This window comes from Streptomyces sp. NPDC006798, assembly GCF_040635975.1.
In the GTDB taxonomy this organism is placed as follows: Bacteria; Actinomycetota; Actinomycetes; order Streptomycetales; family Streptomycetaceae; genus Streptomyces.
On the sequence record NZ_JBEYIS010000011.1, the window covers coordinates 140288 to 157496 of the forward strand.

Sequence of the window (17209 nt, forward strand, 5' to 3'; positions counted from 1 at the left end):
CCGGGTCCGGGCGGGGTCGAGAAGAGCCGAGCGGACAGGCCGGAAAGCCGGGGCGGCCGAGGTCTGTTCGCCGACATGCGAGGCGGACCGGTTCGTCCGGCACCCACTTGAATTCTCCTTTTCCCGGCCGGGGTGTGCCACTTGGGCGCCCCGCGTCGACACCCGCACCACTGGTACATTGATCGAGTCACTAGAACAACGTTCCAGTAGCCCGATCAATGTACGCACCCTGAGGAGGAGCGCGTGAAACTGATCATCTTCGGCGCCAACGGACCCACCGGCAGGCTGACGACCCGGCAGGCGCTGGCGGAGGGGCATACGGTCACGGCCGTCACCCGCCGCCCGGACGACTTCCCGATATCCGAACCGGACCGGCTGCGGGTGGTACGGGCGGACATCGAGGACGCGGCGGCGGTCCGCGAGGCGGTGGCCGGGCACGACGCGGTGATCTCGACGGTGGGGGTCTCGTACACGAAGGAACCGGTGACGGTCTACTCACGCGGTACGGCGCATGTGATGGCGGCGATGGAGAAGCACGGCATCCGGCGGCTGGTCTGCGTCAGTTCGATCGGCGCGAACTATGTGGAGGCGCCGGGTGAGTCCCTGGTCTTCCGCAAGGTGATCGTGCCGACGCTGCTGCGGATGGGGCGGACGCTCTACGACGACACGAGCCGGATGGAGGACCTGGTGGAGGCCAGTGACCTGGACTGGACGGTGGTCCGCCCGGCCGGGCTCTTCGACGCGACGACGGCGACGAGGTACTCCGTACACACCGGGCGCCGGCCGGGGTGGTTCACCTCGCGGGCGGACCTGGCGGACGTCCTCGTACGGGAGGCCGTGGAGAACCATCACGTCCGGGCCCGGATCGAAGTACTGACCACGGAGGGCGCGCCGCGCTACTACAAGGTCTTCCTCAAAGAGGCGCTGGGCGTCGGCAACGGGCGGTGAGCGGTAGAGGCAGTCCGGACGGCCGTCGGGTCAGGAGGCTTCGGCGGCGAGCCGGGCCTCCAGGCCGTCGAGGACGTAGCAGAGCCCGAGCCGGAAGTTCTCCTCCCAGCCGTCGTCCAGGACGTAGTCACCGGCGACGAGGGTGGGGTAGCGGTCGGCCTCGGCGCGCAGCCGCTCACGGGCGGCCAGCCGGTCCTCCTCCGGCCAGTGCAGGCTCGACTGGCTCGCGGTGGAGCACTGGACGTGGTTGTAGAGCACCCAGCAGGCGGCCTGTACGGACTGGCCCCGGAACCCGGCCCTGACCAGCGTCGACTGAAGGCACTCCAGCCAGCCGAGGAAGTTCGGGCCCATGGAGGGACGGCGGCGCAGCGGCAGGGCGCCGGACCACGGGTGCCGGAGCAGCATCGCCCGGCAGCCGGTGAGCAGGGCGACCACGTCGTCGCGCCAGCCGGCGTCACCTTTTCCGTGCGGGTGCCCGGTGAGCGGGGCCTCGCCGAAGATGGCGTCGAAGGCGAGGTCGACCACGTCGTCCTTGGTCTCGACGTGCCAGTAGAGAGTGGTCGCCCCGGCGCCCAGGCGCTCCGCGAGACGCCGCATGGTCAGCCGGTCCATGCCCTCGTCGTCGAGGAGGGCGACGGCCGCCGTGACGATCCGGTCCCGGCTCAGCGGTGGCTCGGCCCGGGCCTGGCGCGGGGGACGCAGCCAGACGCTGCCGGACGCGGCTCCGCCGCCCTTGGCCGTACCGCCGCCGCTTGCCGCCGTGCTCACGATGACCGGCCACCCCTCTCGCTCCGTTTCGGCGCCATGCTAGTACGGCGCTCCGGCGGCCCGGCGCCCGGACGGCCCGCCCGCTGGAACGGGCCGGTCCGGGCGGGGGCGAGTGGCGCGGATGGTGGACGTTTCCGCAGATCAGTCGGATTGTCAGTGGTCGCGGGTACGGTTTTCGCAGTGGTCGGGAATCGGGCCGTGGGTCTCGATTCGGGCCGTGTATCGCGATTTCCGGAAGGGGTGTTCTGTCATGGGCAAGAGCAATAGCGGTGAAGAGGTCGGGCTCTCCGCCGATGAGCGGGCGGCGTTGAAGGAGCACCTTCAGGAGAAGAAGAAGGCCGCGCGCCGGATGTCGCGGGCGGAGAAGGAGGCGGAGGCGGCGCGGGACGTGGTCGCGAAGATCGCCGAGATGCCCGACGAGGACCGGGTGATCGCCGAGCGGATCCATGCCGTGGTGACGGCCGCCGCGCCGTCCCTGGCCCCCAAGCTCTGGTACGGAATGCCGTCGTACGCGCTGGACGGCAAGATCGTCTGTTTCTTCCAGGCTGCGTCCAAGTTCTCCGCTCGCTATGCCACGCTCGGCTTCAACGACCCGGCGAAGCTGGACGACGGCTCGATGTGGGCGACGTCCTTCGCGATCACCGAGATCACGCCGGAGATCGAGTCCAGGATCGCGGCCCTGGTGAAGACGGCGGTGGGCTGACCCGGGCGCGCCCCGGGCAGCCCTCCCCCGGCGGCTCCCGCTCCCTTAGTTCCCGCCCCTCGCTCAGGCGGGGACGGGCTTCTGGTCGCTGCCGTCGAGCGGCGGATAGCTGGCGTCGCCCATACGCTCGGCCGCCGCGATGTAGTCGGTCAGGGCGGCCCGGGACCGGGCGATCCGGGTCATCTCGTCCTCCAGCCGCCGCAGCCGGGACCGCATCGCGGCCAGGAAGTCCGGACATCCCGGCAGCTCCGGGGCCTCGCCCTGGGCGCAGGGCAGCAGAAAGGCGATGTCCTCCGACGACAGCCCGGCGTCGAGCAGATGCCGGATCTGCCGCACCTTCAGTACGGCTCCCTCGTCGTACTCGCGGTAGCCGTTGGCGCCGCGCTCCGGCTCCAGCAGGCCCTGGGCCTCGTAGTACCGCAGTTGGTGGGCGTTGACGCCCGTCCGTCGGCTCAGTTCCCCGATCAGCACGCGACCCCCGATTTGACCTTCATACCGGTATGAACGTCGACGATGCTGCCATGAACGACGACACCGAAGCACCTGTCACCCCTTCCACCGTTTCCGGCGCCCCCGTCACCGTCCTCGGTCTTGGCCTGATGGGGCAGGCCCTGGCCCGCGCCTTCCTCGCGGCCGGACACCGCACCACGGTCTGGAACCGTACGCCCGCCAAGGCCGAAGCCCTGGCCGCCGAGGGCGCCTACCGGGCCGCCACCGTCACCGAGGCGCTCGGGGCGAGCCCCCTGACCGTGCTCTGTCTCACCGACTACCACGCCGTCCACGACCTGCTCGGCACCGCCGGACCGGCCCTGAGCGGCACGACTCTGGTCAATCTCACCTCGGGCAGCTCCGACCGGGCCCGGGAGGCCGCCGACCGGTTCGGCGGGCACGGGGCGCGCTATCTGGACGGCGCGATCATGGCGGTCCCGCCGGTGATCGGCACCGCCGAGGCGGTCGTCCTGCTCAGCGGCCCGCAGCCGGACTTCGCCACGCACGAACCGGCGCTCGCCGCCCTCGGCACCCTCGCGCACCTGGGCACGGACCCCGGTCTGGCGTCGCTGTACGACGCGGCGGGACTGACCATGATGTGGGCCGTGCTCAACGCCTGGCTCCAGGGCACCGCCCTGCTCGAAACGGCGGGCGTCGACGCCACCGTCTACGCGCCCTTCGCCCAGCAGATGGCCACCGGCGTCGCCGGCTGGCTCCCCGGCTACGCCGAACAGATAGCCCGGGGCTCCTTCCCCGCCGAGGTCGCGGCCCTGGAGACCGACGCCCGGTCGATGGACCATCTGATCGAGGAGGCCGTCTCGGCGGGCGTCAACGCGGAGCTGCCGAGACTCTTCAAGGCCATGGCGGACCGGGCGATCGCCCGGGGGCGCGGCGGCGAGCAGTACCCGGTCCTGATCGAGGAGTTCCGCAAGCCCTGACCCCGACGCGGGCCGCCTGCCGTCGCCGCCCGCCGCCCGCCGCGCGGCGGCGACCGGCTCGCGGTGACGACGACCGGCTCACGGCAGTCAGCTCACGGCAGTCAGCTCGCGGTGGCGTCCGGCCGGGTCCGCAGCCAGTAGGCGCGCAGAGCGACGACGAGCGCGACACCGTAGCCGCAGAAGCCGCCGACCCCGGGCCAGGCGGCCAGCAGGGCGTCACCGGAGCTGGGGAAGTCCCCGCCCGCATCGTGACCGCACCGGCCGTGGCGAGGGCGCAGCGGCCGAGCCCGATCACCCCGTACGGGGCGAGACTCGCCGCCCCGACCGTGCCGGGGACCAGCAACAGGGCACGGGGCACGCGTCGGCCGCCCAGCCCCGGGACCCGGCCCGGGAAGACCCGGCCCCAGGGCCGGACCAGAGCCCACAGCAGCGGCACCCCGAGCCCGGCGAGCATTACGGTCCCGTCGATACCCCGGGACTCCAGGGCCGGCCAGAGCCCGGAAGCGCCGTTCTCCCGGGACGCCTCGCGCAGTTCGGCGCCGCTGAGCCCGGCATACGTACCGCCGGACGTCCACCACAGTTTCATCGCCACACAAGGGACGAAGGCCACCGTCCCGGCGGCGGCGACGATCCACTCCTGCCTTCCCCCGGCCCCTCCGTCCGCGCCTGTGCCTGTGCCGGGGTCCGGGGCGGCGCGGGCGGCCGTCCGGACCGGGCGGCGACCAGCGGCAGGGGTACCCCGGCCGCCGCCACGGCGTGCTGTGCCGCCGCCCAGTCGTCCGGCGCCGCGCCCGACAGCAGCACGACCAGATCCGTCAACAGGCCGGACGCCGCGACACCGAGCAGCCCGCAGAGCACCAGCAGGGGTACGCGGACCACCACCCGCGCCCCTCGCCGTACCGCCACCAGACAGAGCGCCGCCGCCGCGCCCACCCCGGCGACGGCCCAGTCGTATCCGGCGGGCAGCTCCAGCACGCCCGCCCGGAGCAACGGCGTTCCGGTCAGCGCGGCCACGGTGCCGAAGGCCGTACAGCCGACGGCCCACGGCAGGGCGCACCGGGCCGCCGCCCGGTGCGCGGCGGCCGGTGCGCGGCGGCCGGTCCGAACGGCCGCCCGGCGAGTTCTTCCGCAGTCATGCCCCGAGCGTCGCGCCAGCCCGGTGCCGGGGCGTCGCGCGGACGGACGATCCCGCCCCGCCGCCGGGCGGAGCCGGGGTACGCCTCAGGTCGCCCCCGCGCGGCCCGCGTCGGCGGGCCCGGAACGCGCGGTGGCCTCCGGAGACGATCCGCCGCCCATGGCGTCGCGAACCGTCCCCGGAGGCCGTTTCCCCCATTTCCCCCCTTCCCTCGTTTCCCCCGTCCCCCGTTCCCCCCGATTTCCCCCGTTGTTCCCCCGTTCCCCCGTTCCCCCGTTGGCTTACGGGCCTTGCCGCACTTGCCGGGGCCGTCCTGCGGCCAGGCCGGGAAGTTCAGACCTTTGAGCTTGCTGTAGTCGCCTTTGAGCTTCTCGGCGTTCGCGGCGCTGCGGATCGTCGTCCAGCCACCGCCCCGCCACTTCGCCCGGAGCAGTACGTGCTTCTTGTCGTCCTGGTAGTCGTGGAAGGTGTCCCGGAGATTGCCGTAGTACGTCTTGCCGTCGGCGCCGCGGCGCCAGGTCCGGAAGATCTTGGCCGAGCCGGCCCGGCCGCTGGTGCGGAGGGCCCCGTCGGCCTTGCCCCACGCGACGGCCCGGAGACTCATATCGCCGCCTTTCACCCTGGTCGGGGACGGCGATTTCGGATGCGGGATCGGCGGCGGCGGGTGCCCCGGGGCACGACGGCCGCGCCGAGCACCACGGTCGGGACGATGGCGGTGGTCCGCTTGCGGATGCTCATGATGGCGATTCCTCCGTTGATGTGGACGGCCGTGCCGTGCCGTGCTGTGCCTGTGGTGCGGGATCACTCCGAGTTTTCGGGGGCGGGGCATTGGTGCGCAGGAGTGTCGGGAGCGCGTATCAATGCGTGTCGTACGGGAGGCGCTACGACATGACGGCCTAGGCCGGATTTGCCCGCTTGCCGGAGTTCCGGCCGCTCAGTACGTTCGCCGGTGACGCGGAGCCCGGTGCGCCCGCGACGGCAGGCGTGGAAGAGGGACCCGTGGCCGGACGTCCTGAGAAGCCGCTGGATCCCGGGGCGGGCCCCGTACAGCGGTTCGCGTACGAGCTGCGGAAGCTGCGCGCCGGCGCGGGCGGCCCGACCTATCGCGAGATGGCCCGCCGCGCCCCCTACTCGGACACCGTGCTCTCCCGCGCGGCGGACGGGAAGCGGCTGCCGTCGAAGGAAGTCGCCCTCGCCTACGCGACCGCGTGCGGCGCGGACCCCGCCGAGTGGGAGCGGCGCTGGCACGAGGCGGCGAACGAGGCGCTGTCCCCGGCCGACGACGGCACGGCCTCGCCCTATCCGGGGCTCACCCGGTTCGAGCGGGAGGACGGGGAACGGTTCTTCGGCCGGGAGCGGCTGATCGACGACATGATGCGCCTGGTCGGCACCCACCGACTGGCCGCGCTCGTCGGCGCGTCCGGCAGCGGCAAATCGTCACTGCTGCGCGCCGGGCTGATCCCCCGTCTGCGGGAGCCGGACGACGGCCGGACCGACGGGACCGTCCGGCGGACCGGGCGCACCGGAGCCGTCCGTCCCGGAGCCGTACGCCTCGCCGAGCAGGCCCGGACTCCCGGACAATCACCGCCCCCGCCACAGCCTGCGCCGCCCCCGGCGCCCTCGCGGACCGGGGCCCCGTACCCGCGCATCGCCCGGATCGTCGCCGATACGCCGGGCCCACGCCCCACCCGCGTCCTCGAAAGGCTGCGACAGGTACGGGAGGAGAGTCACCGGGAACCGGGCGACGTCGTCGTCCTCGTGGACCAGTTCGAGGAGATCTTCACCCTCTGCCAGGACCCGGCGGAGCGCACCGAGTTCCTGGACGGCCTGCTCGACGCGGTACTGCGGCCCGGCAGCCGGATCCGGGTCGTCGTCGCGGTCCGCGCCGACTTCTACGCCCGCTGCGCCGAACACCGCCCGCTCGCCGACGCACTGCGCGAGACGACCCTGCTGGTCGGCCCGATGACCCCGGCCGAACTGCGCCGGGCGGTCGTCGGCCCGGCCCGGGCCCACGGGCTCTTCGTCGAACGGGCGCTGACCACCCGGCTGGTGGAGGAGGTCGCGGGGCGGCCCGGCGGACTGCCGCTGCTCTCGCACGTCCTGCTGGAGACCTGGCGCAGACGACGCGGACGTACCCTCACCATGGAGGCGTACGAGGCGGCGGGCGGGGTCGACGGCGCGATCGCCGCCACGGCGGAGGAGGTCTGCGCCCCGCTCTCGGCGGAACAACTGCGGCTGGTGCGGGGAGTGCTGCTCCGGCTGATCACCCCGGGCGAGGGAGCCCAGGACACCCGGCGCCCGGCGCCCCGCGCGGAGTTCGAGACGGTCGGCGGGGACGGCACGGGCCCACAGGCGTCGCGGCGGGCGGCGGATGTCGTCCTGGTCCTCGAACGCCTGGCGCGCGCCCGGCTGATCACCCTCGACGACAACGGGGTCGACCTCGCCCACGAGGCGCTGATCACCGGCTGGCCCCGGCTCCGGGCCTGGATCGAGGAGGACCGCGACGGCATCCTCACCCACCGGCGGCTCACCGACGCGGCCGGGATCTGGGCCGACCTCGACCGGGACCCCGGCACCCTCTACCGGGGCACCCGGCTGGCCGTCGGCCGGGAGTGGGCGGGCCGGAACGGCCACCGGGAGGAACTGACCGCAGTGGAACGGGAATTCCTCGACGCGAGCGCCGCCGCGGAGGACCGGGAACAGGACGCGATCGCCCGCAGCGCCCGCCGGCTGCGCCGACTCGTGGTGGGGCTCGCCCTGGTGCTGACCGTGATGGCGGTACTCGGCGGGGTGGCGTTCACCCAGTGGCGCGGCGCCGACGCCGCCCGGAACGACGCCCTGGGCGCCCAGGACGCCGCGCTCTCCCGGCAACTCGCGGCCCAGGCGCTGAATCTGGTGGACTCCCGGCCGGGTACGGCGATGCTGCTGGGGGTGGAGGCGTACCGGACCTCGGACACGCCGGAGGCGCGCGGCGCCCTGCAATCGGTGTCGGCCCGCCGGTTCTTCCAGACCGAGCTGAGCGGTCACACCGACGCCGTGTCCCAGGTGGCGTACAGCACGCGCGGGACGCTCGCCAGCGCCGGACGGGACGGGAAGATCGTCCTGTGGGACACCTGGCGGCGGATCCGGACGGCGACCCTGTCCCAGCACTCCACCTGGCTGCGGACGGTGGCGTTCAGCCCGGACGGGCGGCGGCTGGCCGGCGGTGGTGACGACGGCAAGGTGGTGCTGTGGGACGTCCTGGGTCTGAAGCCGACGGCGACCCTGACGGGGCACCGGGGCCCGGTCCGGAGCGTGGCGTTCAGCCCCGACGGCAACGGTCTCGCCACCGCCGGTGACGACGGCACCGTCGTCATCCGGGACGCCGCGAACCGGCGTCGGCTGACCCTGACCGGACACACCGGCCGGGTCTGGTCCGTGGAGTACGGCCCCGACGGACGTACCGTCGCCACGGCGGGCGCCGACCGTACGGTCCGGCTGTGGCGCACGGCCGACGGGAAGCCGCTCGCCCGGCTCACCGGGCACACCGCGTCCGTGGACTCCGTGGCCTTCAGCCTCGACGGAAAGCTCCTCGCCAGCGGCGGCCAGGACCACACGGTCCGGCTCTGGGACGTCGCCCGGGGCAGCCGGGTCGCCGTACTGCCCGGCCACGGGGCGGAGGTCAGAACGGTCGCGTTCAGCCCCGACGGGCGGACCCTGGCCAGCGGCGGCCAGGACCATACGGTCATCCTGTGGGACATCCGGCGGCGCGCCCCCCGGGCCACGCTCGCGGGTCACGGCGCCAACGTCTACGGGCTCGCCTTCAACCCGCCGGGGCGACAGCTCGCCGTGGCGGGGGAAAGCGGGACGATCACCCTCTGGGACGCCACCCAGGGGCCGCTCAACGGACACCGGGGCCGGGTCCACGACATCGCCCTCAGCCCCGACGACCGGACCATCGCCACCGTCGGCCAGGACGGGGCGACCATGCTGTGGGACCCGGAACGCCGTACCCGCCCCCGGATACTCGCCCGGGAGCCGGGCCAGGTCAGGGCCGTCGCGTTCAGCCCCGACGGCCGCACCCTGGCCACGGCGTCGGGCGTCTCCGCCGACAGCGCGGGCGGCCCCGCCCGGCCGCCGGACCCGGGGAGCCAGGCGCTCACCCTCCACGACCTCACCGGCCGCGCCCCGCCGGTCCGGCTCACCGGCCACTCCGAACGGCTGACGGACGTGGCGTTCAGCCCGGACGGCGGCCTCGTCGTCACGGCCAGCGCCGACCGGACGGTCGTCGTCCGGGACGCCCGGCGGCATACGGTCACGGCCCGGCTGACCGTCGGCACCGGCCCGGCGGGCAGCGGGGTCAACGCGGTGGCGTTCAGCCCCGACGGCCGCACCCTCGCCACCGCCGACTACGACGGCCGGGTCACCCTGTGGGACACGGCCCGATGGGTCCGTACGGCCGTACTTTCGGGCCACACCCGCCAGGTCCGCGCGGTCGCGTTCAGCCCCGACGGGCTCACCCTCGCCTCCGCGAGTATCGACCGGACCGTGATCCTCTGGGACACCGTCCGCCGCACCCGCCGCTCCACCCTCGCCAGCAGCGCCGGAGCCGCGCACTCCGTCGCCTTCAGCCCCGACGGCCGCACCCTGGCCACCGCCAACGCGGAGACATCCGTCATGCTCTGGGACCTCACCGACCGCACACTCCTCGCGACCCTCACCGGCCACGCCGCCCAGATCCGCGCGGTCACCTTCAGCCACGACGGCCAAACCCTCGCCACCACGGGCGACGACCGGACGGCCCGCCTCTGGGACACGGACCCGGGCCACACGGCGGCCGGGCTGTGCGCGACCCTCGCCCGCGATCTGACACCCCAGGAGTGGCGGCAGTTCATCCCGGACCGGCCGTACCGCGCCACCTGCGGGGCCGGCTGACGGCCACGGCTCACCCCGGCTGCCCGGCCGCCCATTTCTCGTGCGCGGCCCGGACGCGCCGCCACAACCCGGCCCGGGCGGGGGCGTCGGCATCGCCCAGATCCAGCCCGAACACCCCCGTCAGTACGTCGAACCAGTCGTCGGCCGCGTGGATGGTCCGCTCGTCGGTCCCCCCGGCCCGGATCCGGCTCGGCACCCGGCCGCGCAGCACGTCCACGCCGTCCGCGCGCCGCACCTGAGCGGTGACGACCCGGACGAACGGGGAGTCGGGCGAGGTCGACAGCCGTAGATGCTCCGCCCCGAAGGACGCCGGCTCCACCGGGTCCGGCGCGAAGTCCATCGCCGTGAACGCCCCGCGCGGATCGTGTACGAACCGCCATCCGCCGGGCGCCGCCGACGACGGCACCATTCCATAGCCGAACGGGCCCTGGACACAGGTGCCCGCACGCAGCGGCAGCGGCTCGTAGACCGCCGTACCGAGCCCCGTATCGACCAGCCACGGCTCGCCGTCGAGCCGTACGGTGAGGGCCAGATGATTGCCCTGGACACCCGCCGGATCCTCCGGGGCGTCCCGCACCCCGGCCCGGTGCAGCGCCCACAGCCCTTCGGCATCGGCCCGCCGCGGCCGGTCCACACCGAGTACCCGCAGATACCCGTCGACATCGATCACACCGCCCCGCGATTCGAACGCATGATCACCTTAGTCGCCGGTGCCGGCGTCCGGGCAACGCCTTTCGGCCGGTCAGCCATGACGGCGGCTCAGGGTCGGGGCCCGGAATGCCCATCGGTCCCCGGCGCGGGCGGCGGGGGCGGCCCTCGGTCCAGGAGCAGACGCAGGGCGGCCCGGGAGCGCTCCTGGTTCCGCTTCTCCTGGCGGCACTGGACGTAGATGATGACGGGGCCGTACAGGGCCGACAGGATGCCGAGCCCGACGGCGAGGGCCTCGATCGTCGCCGGTACGGAGGGACGGCGAGCGGCGCCCGGGGTCGCACCCCGCGGCGCGGAGACGGCGGGACGACGGGCCCTCCGTACCGCTGCCACCCGTCCGGACGCCGCCCGCGGACCGGAGATCGTCAGGCTTCGGGGTTCAGCATCGCCGCGGCGGCCGTCAGGTCGGCCTCGGCGCCGGTGGTCAGCGCGTACAGGGCGTACCCGACCGGCGAGGCGTCCCACAGCCGCGCCGCCTGGGCCGCCAGACCGGGGTAGGCGTACCCGCCCGCCCGCTCGTACGCGTCGATCGCGGCCCGCAGCATCTCCTCGCCCGCCGCGCCGTACTGGGCGGACAGGTCCCGGGCCGGGTCGTCCACCCGGGCGGTGGTCCAGTCCAGGACGCCGGTGATCGCGCCCTCGCCGTCGAACAGCACATGCGCCGGGTAGATCTCGCCGTGCGTCATCACGGTCCGCTCGGGCCAGCAGAAGTCGTCGTCCAGCCAGGCCCGCCAGCCCTCGGCCACGGCGGGCGGGACGGTGAACGCCTCGGCCACCCGGGCGATGTCGTCCCGCCACGCCTGCCGCACCCGCTCCGGGCTCCGTACCTCGACGCCCGCGGCCCCGGCCCGCTCCGGGCCGATGGAGTGCAGCCGGGCCAGCAGCCGCCCCAGCCGCCCGGCGTACTCCGGATCGGCGGGATCCATCTGCCATGCGGGCTCCCCCGCGTCGGTCAGCGTCAGCCCGGGCGCCCCGGGCAGGGCCGGATAGGCGATCAGCTCGGGCGACCGGATCCGCCAGTCGGGCACGGCGACCCCGGCCTCGGCCAGTACGGGCCGGACCAGATCGAGGATGCGTGTCTCGGCGGCCATTCCCTCGGAGACATCGGCCCGCCGCGGGACCCGCAGCACCCATCTCCGGCCGCCCGCGTCGGAGGCCATGACGACCCGGTAGTCGAGCCCGGCTTCGTTCAGGGTGGCGCCCCGCGCGGACAGTCGGCGTCCATGGGCGGCGGCCAGGGCGATGACGTCGTCGATCGTGCTCATGGACCCACGCTCTCACCGGCACCCGGGCCGCTTCCGGATCTTGCCCCGACCCGGCCGCGCCGCTGAAGGCCCCGCCTATCGCAGGACGCGCCCGAGGAAGCCGCGCAGATAGCCCGCGACGACGTCCAGGTGGCTCTCCAGCAGGAAGTGACCGCCGTTGATCAGATGCACCTCCGCGTCCTCGGCGTCACGGGCGAAGGCCCGCGCGCCCTCCGGGGCGAAGATCTCGTCGTTACGGCCCCAGACGGCGAGGACCGGGACACCACTGGTGCGGAGGAACTCGTGCAGGAGCGGGTAGAGCGGGCGGTTGTTCCGGTAGTCGCGGAAGAGCGCGAGCTGGATCTCGTCGTTGCCCTCGCGGGAGACGAGGGCGATGTCGTGCTCCCAGGTGTCCGGGCTGACCAGGCTGGGGTCGGGCACGCCGTGCAGATACTGCCAGCGGATGGAGTCGGGGCTCAGCGCGGCGCGGACGGCGGGCTCCGTGTCGGGGCCGGGGTTCGCCCCGTAGGCCCACAGTCCGGCCCAGAAGGAGTCGACGAAGCCGCCCTCGTAGCCGTTGCCGTTCTGGGTGACGAGGGCGGATATCCGTTCGGGGTGCTTGAGCGCGAGGCGCCAGCCGATGGGGGCGCCGTAATCCTGGACGTAGAGGGCGTAGCGGTCCAGGCCCAGCTGGTCGAGGAGGGCGGAGGTGAGGTCGGTGAGGGCCTCGAAGGTGTAGTCGAACTCCGATACGGGCGGGGCGTCGGAGTGGCCGAAGCCCAGGTAGTCCGGCGCTATGACGCGGTAGTCGTCGGCGAGCAGCGGGATGAGTTCACGGAACATGAACGAACTCGTCGGGTAGCCGTGCAGCAGGACGATCGCGGGGGCGTCGGCGGGGCCGGCCTCGCGATAGAAGATCCGATGGCCGTCGACAGTGGCGGTCCGGTGGCGCACCGAGCTCATTTCTAACCCCTTCGAGGAATCAATCCGGTTAGGTCTCCGTTATGCAAGCACGGGTGGGTTAACCTGTCAAACGATTGGATCTGGTTAGAAAGAGAGAAGCGGCCGATGGACACGCTGCTGGAGCTGCTCAACAGCAGGTCACTGGTCGACGGCGAGGTACGGGACGCGCTGGACGACCCGGCCGAGGGCAGCCGCTGGGCCCGGGAGCGCGGCGGCGACGGCAGCCCAGAGGAGCTGGCGCTGCTGCGCCGGGCCCGGGACACCCTGGGGGACGTCGTACGGGGAGAAAGCCCGCCGACCGCACTGGGCCCGCTGCTCGAAGGGGTCCGCCGGATCCCGGAAATCACCCCGGACGGCCTCCGGTGGACGATCGAGACCCCTCCGCACGCCCGGCTGGCCGTCGAGGCGGTACTCGCCTGGGCCGCCACCGAGGAAGAACTGCCCGGCCGGCTGCGCCCCTGCGCCAACGACGCGTGCTGCCTCTTCCTGCTCGACCGCAGCCGCGCCAACCGGGGCCGCTGGTGCTCGATGGCCCTCTGCGGCAACCGCGCGAAGGCCCGCCGCCACTACGAACGCAACCGCTGAGACGCTTCCAGCGGGTCGGGCTCGGTGGCGGCGGCGTAGCGGCGGGCGAGGGCGGCGCAGGCTTCGCGGAGGGCCGGGGGGCCGATGACGCGGAGGTCCGCGTCGAATCGGCCGAGGCCGGCGGCGAGGGCGGTCCAGGACCAGGATCCCGTGATGAGGCGGCACCGCGTGGGCCCGAGCGGCTCCACGATGCCGTCGGCGGCGTGGGGCACGACTTCGGAGGCGGGGAGATCCAGGACGACCTCGCCCCGGCAGGGCCAGGCGGCTCCCGTTCCGTCGGAGCCCCGGAACCGGCTGGTGACGAACGCGGCGACATCTCCGCCGGGCAGCCGGCGTGCGGTGAAGCGCGGCCCGGTCGGCGTACGCGGGGTCATGCGGTCGGTGCGGAAGGTACGCCAGTCCTCGCGGTCGAGGTCCCAGGCCAGCAGATACCAGTGGGTGCGCCGGGCCACGAGGTGATGGGGTTCCACACGGCGCCGCCGCGGCGCGGCCCCCTCGTGCGGGGTGTAGTCCAGGCGCAGCACTTCGCGACGCCGGATCGCGGTACTCACGGTGGTGAGCAGGTCCAGGGCCCGGGCCGGTGGGGCGCCGGGACCGGGCGGGCGCACGGTGGTGACATCAAGTGCGTCGACGCGCTGCCGCAGGCGCGGGGGAAGGACGTTCCGGATCGTCGCGAGCGCCCGTTCGGCGCCCTCCGCGATCCCGGGGTGGGCGGCGCTCCGGAGCGCGACGGCCAGCGCGACGACCTGCTCGTCGTCGAAGAGCAGCGGCGGCATCCGCGATCCGGGACGTAGCCGGTATCCGCCGCCCGGGCCCTTGTCCGTGGCGACCGGGTAGTCCAGCGCGCGCAGCCGGTCGATGTCGCGGCGCACGGTGCGCACGGTGACCTCCAGCCGCTCGGCCAGATCGTCGCCGCTCCACTCCGGTCGCGCCTGGAGCAGGGAGAGCAGGGTCAGGAGCCGTGAGGACGTCTTCTGCATGCCGCCGAGCCTGGCATCAGTACAGGACACAAGCTGTCCTGTACTGATGCCAGGCTCCACCACGGATTCCGAGGAAGGGCATTTCGCCCGTCATCCGCGTGTGCCTCATCCGGCGCATTTCAAGCCAGGAGCAGACCATGTCCGTCACCACCACCACGCACTTGAACTTCCGCGGCTCGGCCCGTGAGGCGCTGGACTTCTACCAGTCCGTCTTCGGCGGGCACACCGTCGCGGTGACCTACCGGGACGCGGGCAACGTCCAGAACGAGAACGAGGCGGACCAGGTGATGTTCGGCCAGGTCGTCGCCGACAACGGCTTCCGCGTCATGGCCTACGACGTGCCCTCGGCGATGCCGTACGAGCCGGGCACCAACCCGTTCTTCGTGTCGGTGCGCGGCAAGGACACGGACGAGATCAGCACCCTGTGGCACCGCCTGGCCGCGGGCTCGAACGTACTGCGCCCGCTGGAGCCCGCGGCCTGGGCCCCGCTGTACGGCATGCTGACCGACCGCTTCGGCGTCACCTGGGTCCTGGACGTCGCGGCCCCCTACAACGGCTGACCCCCTCCGGGGCGGGCAAGCCGGGACGGGCGCCCGTCCCGGCTTCAGCCGATACCGGGGATCGTGGACACCAGCAGGTCGATGAGTTTGATGCCGACGAAGGGCAGGATCAGGCCGCCGAGGCCGTAGACCCCGAGGTTGCGGCGCAGCAGGTCGTGTGCGGAGGCCGGCATGTAACGGACTCCGCGCAGGGCGAGCGGGATCAGGGCGACGATGATCAGAGCGTTGAAGATGATCGCCGAGGTGATGGCCGAGGTCGGGCTGTGCAGGCCCATGATGTTGAGGGCTTCGAGGCCGGGATAGGCGGTGGTGAACATCGCGGGGATGATCGCGAAGTACTTCGCCACATCGTTCGTGATCGAGAAGGTCGTCAGTGCGCCGCGGGTGATCAGGAGTTGCTTGCCGATCTCGACGATGTCGATGAGCTTGGTGGGGTTGGAGTCGAGGTCGACCATGTTCCCGGCTTCCTTGGCGGCCGAGGTGCCGGTGTTCATGGCCACGCCCACATCCGCCTGGGCCAGGGCGGGAGCGTCATTCGTGCCGTCGCCCGTCATCGCGACGAGCTTGCCGCCGTCCTGCTCCCGCTTGATGAGCGCGAGCTTGTCCTCGGGGGTGGCTTCCGCGAGGTACTCGTCGACACCGGCCTCGGCCGCGATGGCGCGGGCCGTCAGCTCGTTGTCCCCGGTCACCATGACGGTACGGATTCCCATGGCGCGCAGCTCCGCGAACCGCTCCTGGATGCCCTCCTTGACCACGTCCTTGAGGTGGACGATCCCGAGGACACGCGGGCCGTCCCCATCGTGGACCGCCACCAGCAGCGGGGTCCCGCCGGACTCGGAGACGGCGGCCGACCACGCCGCGGCCTCGGGCGGTACCGCCCCGCCGCGTGCCACCACCCATTCGCAGACCTGTGTCACCGCGCCCTTGCGGATCGCGCAGCCCGCGCCGTTGTCCCAGCTCAGGTTGATGCCGCTCATCCGGGTGCGGGCACTGAACCTGGTGAAGCGCGGCCGGCTCAGATCCTCGACGGCCATCGGCTCCAGCCCGTACCGCCGGGCGAGGGCCACCACCGACCTGCCCTCAGGGGTGTCGTCGGCGAGAGAGGACAGTTGAGCGGCGTCCGCGAGTTTGACGTGGTCCGTGCCGGGGAGCGGGATGAAGGCCTCGGCCTCACGGTTTCCGAGGGTGATGGTTCCGGTCTTGTCGAGGAGCAGGGTGTTCACATCACCGGCCGCTTCCACGGCTCGGCCGCTCATGGCGATGACATTGCGCTGGACGAGCCGGTCCATGCCCGCGATGCCGATCGCGGACAGCAGGGCACCGATGGTGGTCGGGATGAGGGTGACGAGGAGGGCGACCAGGACGGTCGTGGACTGGGGAGTGTCCGCGAAGGCGGCCATCGGCTGGATGGCGAGGACCACCAGCACGAAGGCGACAGTGAGCGCGGCCAGCAGGATGTTCAGCGCGATCTCGTTCGGGGACTTCTGCCGGGTGGCGCCCTCGACCAAGCGGATCATGCGGTCGATGAAGCTGTGCCCGGGGCGCGAGGTGACCCGTACGACGAGAGTGTCGGACAGTACGGTCGTCCCGCCCGTCACACCGGACCGGTCGCCGCCCGATTCCCGGAGCACGGGGGCCGATTCTCCGGTGACGGCGGACTCGTCCACCATCGCGGCGCCGTCGACCACATCGCCGTCAGCGGGGACGAGCTGCCCCGCGGACACCAGGACGAAGTCGAACGGCTGGAGATCGGCCGGGGTGACCACCTCGGTTTCGGCCCGGCTCAGGTTCGCCCCGTACGTCCAGTGGATCAGGCGTACCGCGACCGTGTCCGTACGGGCCTTGCGCAGGGATTCGGCCTGGGCCCGGCCACGGCCTTCGGCGACCGCCTCGGCCAGGTTGGCGAACAGCACGGTGAGCCAGAGCCAGACGCTGATCACCCAGGTGAATACGGACGGGTGGACGAGCGCCGACAACGTAGTCAGAACGGACCCGGCGGCGACGACGAACAGCACGGGCTTCTTCGCCAGTTCGCGCGGATGGAGCTTGGCCCAGGCCTCCCGCGCGGAGGCGGCGAGAAGGTCGGGATCCACCGTGCTCACCCGGTCGGAGCGTTTCCGGGCGTGCCGGGTGACCAGAGCCCGGGAAGGGGTATCAAGACCGGAGGGAACGTGCTGCCCAGAGGTGACGGGAGGCATGGAGCGACCTTCTGATTCAGATCGGGGCGCGGCAGGCCCGGCGGTTCACGGCCGGGACGGCGCGGGCGAGGGGTGT

Annotated in this window: 15 protein-coding genes; 6 read left to right on the forward strand and 9 right to left on the reverse strand. The window is 73.0% G+C overall.

Features of this window, described 5'->3' with window-relative positions; translation table 11 throughout:
- The first annotated feature begins 243 nt into the window (after positions 1–243).
- Complete coding sequence (locus ABZ714_RS10235; protein WP_358824721.1) at positions 244–948, forward strand: SDR family oxidoreductase; 705 nt, start codon at positions 244–246, stop codon at positions 946–948.
- Positions 949–978: 30 nt separating this feature from the next.
- Here ABZ714_RS10235 and ABZ714_RS10240 read toward each other — a convergent pair whose 3' ends face one another.
- Positions 979–1716, reverse strand: coding sequence for a TetR/AcrR family transcriptional regulator C-terminal domain-containing protein (locus tag ABZ714_RS10240; RefSeq protein WP_358824722.1), 738 nt, complete (start codon positions 1714–1716; stop codon positions 979–981).
- Between the two features lie 250 nt (positions 1717–1966).
- Between ABZ714_RS10240 and ABZ714_RS10245 the strand changes: the two genes are divergently transcribed.
- Positions 1967–2419, forward strand: a complete 453-nt coding sequence (locus ABZ714_RS10245) for a DUF1801 domain-containing protein (RefSeq protein ID WP_358824723.1) — start codon at positions 1967–1969, stop codon at positions 2417–2419.
- A 63-nt stretch (positions 2420–2482) separates the two neighbouring features.
- Here ABZ714_RS10245 and ABZ714_RS10250 read toward each other — a convergent pair whose 3' ends face one another.
- Positions 2483–2890 carry a MerR family transcriptional regulator gene (locus ABZ714_RS10250; RefSeq protein ID WP_358824724.1) on the reverse strand — a complete coding sequence of 136 codons (408 nt, stop codon included), beginning with the start codon at positions 2888–2890 and terminating at the stop codon, positions 2483–2485.
- A 50-nt stretch (positions 2891–2940) separates the two neighbouring features.
- Here ABZ714_RS10250 and ABZ714_RS10255 point away from each other — a divergent pair, with 50 nt between their 5' ends.
- Positions 2941–3846 carry an NAD(P)-binding domain-containing protein gene (locus tag ABZ714_RS10255; protein ID WP_358824725.1) on the forward strand — a complete coding sequence of 302 codons (906 nt, stop codon included), beginning with the start codon at positions 2941–2943 and terminating at the stop codon, positions 3844–3846.
- Between the two features lie 582 nt (positions 3847–4428).
- On the opposite strand, the gene ABZ714_RS10260 is transcribed toward ABZ714_RS10255, so the two are convergent.
- Entirely contained in the window at positions 4429–4860 is a 432-nt protein-coding gene (locus ABZ714_RS10260; RefSeq protein ID WP_358824726.1) for a hypothetical protein, read from the reverse strand.
- A gap of 1120 nt (positions 4861–5980) precedes the next feature.
- On the opposite strand from ABZ714_RS10260, the gene ABZ714_RS10265 reads away from it, so the two are divergent.
- Positions 5981–9895 carry a hypothetical protein gene (locus ABZ714_RS10265; RefSeq protein ID WP_358824727.1) on the forward strand — a complete coding sequence of 1305 codons (3915 nt, stop codon included), beginning with the start codon at positions 5981–5983 and terminating at the stop codon, positions 9893–9895.
- 10 nt (positions 9896–9905) lie between these two features.
- On the opposite strand, the gene ABZ714_RS10270 is transcribed toward ABZ714_RS10265, so the two are convergent.
- The 4 genes from ABZ714_RS10270 to ABZ714_RS10285 form a co-directional block, all read right to left on the reverse strand.
- Positions 9906–10565 (reverse strand): arylamine N-acetyltransferase, encoded by a 660-nt coding sequence (locus ABZ714_RS10270; RefSeq protein WP_358824728.1) that lies wholly within the window; start codon positions 10563–10565, stop codon positions 9906–9908.
- 89 nt (positions 10566–10654) lie between these two features.
- Complete coding sequence (locus tag ABZ714_RS10275; RefSeq protein ID WP_358824729.1) at positions 10655–10936, reverse strand: hypothetical protein; 282 nt, start codon at positions 10934–10936, stop codon at positions 10655–10657.
- 32 nt (positions 10937–10968) lie between these two features.
- The gene (locus tag ABZ714_RS10280) at positions 10969–11868 is read right to left on the reverse strand and encodes a macrolide 2'-phosphotransferase (protein ID WP_358824730.1); all 900 of its coding nucleotides are present in this window, start codon (positions 11866–11868) and stop codon (positions 10969–10971) included.
- 75 nt (positions 11869–11943) lie between these two features.
- Positions 11944–12810, reverse strand: a complete 867-nt coding sequence (locus ABZ714_RS10285; RefSeq protein ID WP_358824731.1) for an alpha/beta hydrolase — start codon at positions 12808–12810, stop codon at positions 11944–11946.
- 105 nt (positions 12811–12915) lie between these two features.
- On the opposite strand from ABZ714_RS10285, the gene ABZ714_RS10290 reads away from it, so the two are divergent.
- Positions 12916–13395, forward strand: coding sequence for a CGNR zinc finger domain-containing protein (locus ABZ714_RS10290; RefSeq protein ID WP_358824732.1), 480 nt, complete (start codon positions 12916–12918; stop codon positions 13393–13395).
- Here the strand turns inward: ABZ714_RS10290 and ABZ714_RS10295 are convergent.
- Positions 13377–14375 carry a WYL domain-containing protein gene (locus tag ABZ714_RS10295; RefSeq protein WP_358824733.1) on the reverse strand — a complete coding sequence of 333 codons (999 nt, stop codon included), beginning with the start codon at positions 14373–14375 and terminating at the stop codon, positions 13377–13379. The genes ABZ714_RS10290 and ABZ714_RS10295 overlap by 19 nt on opposite strands.
- Before the next feature lie 137 nt (positions 14376–14512).
- On the opposite strand from ABZ714_RS10295, the gene ABZ714_RS10300 reads away from it, so the two are divergent.
- Positions 14513–14935: a VOC family protein gene (locus tag ABZ714_RS10300; RefSeq protein WP_358824734.1), complete on the forward strand. Its 423-nt coding sequence runs from the start codon at positions 14513–14515 to the stop codon at positions 14933–14935.
- Positions 14936–14979: 44 nt separating this feature from the next.
- On the opposite strand, the gene kdpB is transcribed toward ABZ714_RS10300, so the two are convergent.
- Positions 14980–17133, reverse strand: a complete 2154-nt coding sequence (gene kdpB / locus ABZ714_RS10305) for a potassium-transporting ATPase subunit KdpB (protein WP_358824735.1) — start codon at positions 17131–17133, stop codon at positions 14980–14982.
- Between the last annotated feature and the right edge of the window lie 76 nt (positions 17134–17209).

Bases quoted from the DNA above. Each gene is read 5' to 3' on its own strand.
- ABZ714_RS10245 (WP_358824723.1), top strand. From the start codon at position 1,967: ATGGGCAAGAGCAATAGCGGTGAAGAGGTCGGGCTCTCCGCCGATGAG.
- ABZ714_RS10255 (WP_358824725.1), top strand. From the start codon at position 2,941: ATGAACGACGACACCGAAGCACCTGTCACCCCTTCCACCGTTTCCGGC.
- ABZ714_RS10280 (WP_358824730.1), bottom strand. From the start codon at position 11,868: ATGAGCACGATCGACGACGTCATCGCCCTGGCCGCCGCCCATGGACGC.
- ABZ714_RS10285 (WP_358824731.1), bottom strand. From the start codon at position 12,810: ATGAGCTCGGTGCGCCACCGGACCGCCACTGTCGACGGCCATCGGATC.
- ABZ714_RS10290 (WP_358824732.1), top strand. From the start codon at position 12,916: ATGGACACGCTGCTGGAGCTGCTCAACAGCAGGTCACTGGTCGACGGC.
- ABZ714_RS10295 (WP_358824733.1), bottom strand. From the start codon at position 14,375: ATGCAGAAGACGTCCTCACGGCTCCTGACCCTGCTCTCCCTGCTCCAG.
- ABZ714_RS10300 (WP_358824734.1), top strand. From the start codon at position 14,513: ATGTCCGTCACCACCACCACGCACTTGAACTTCCGCGGCTCGGCCCGT.
- kdpB (WP_358824735.1), bottom strand. From the start codon at position 17,133: ATGCCTCCCGTCACCTCTGGGCAGCACGTTCCCTCCGGTCTTGATACC.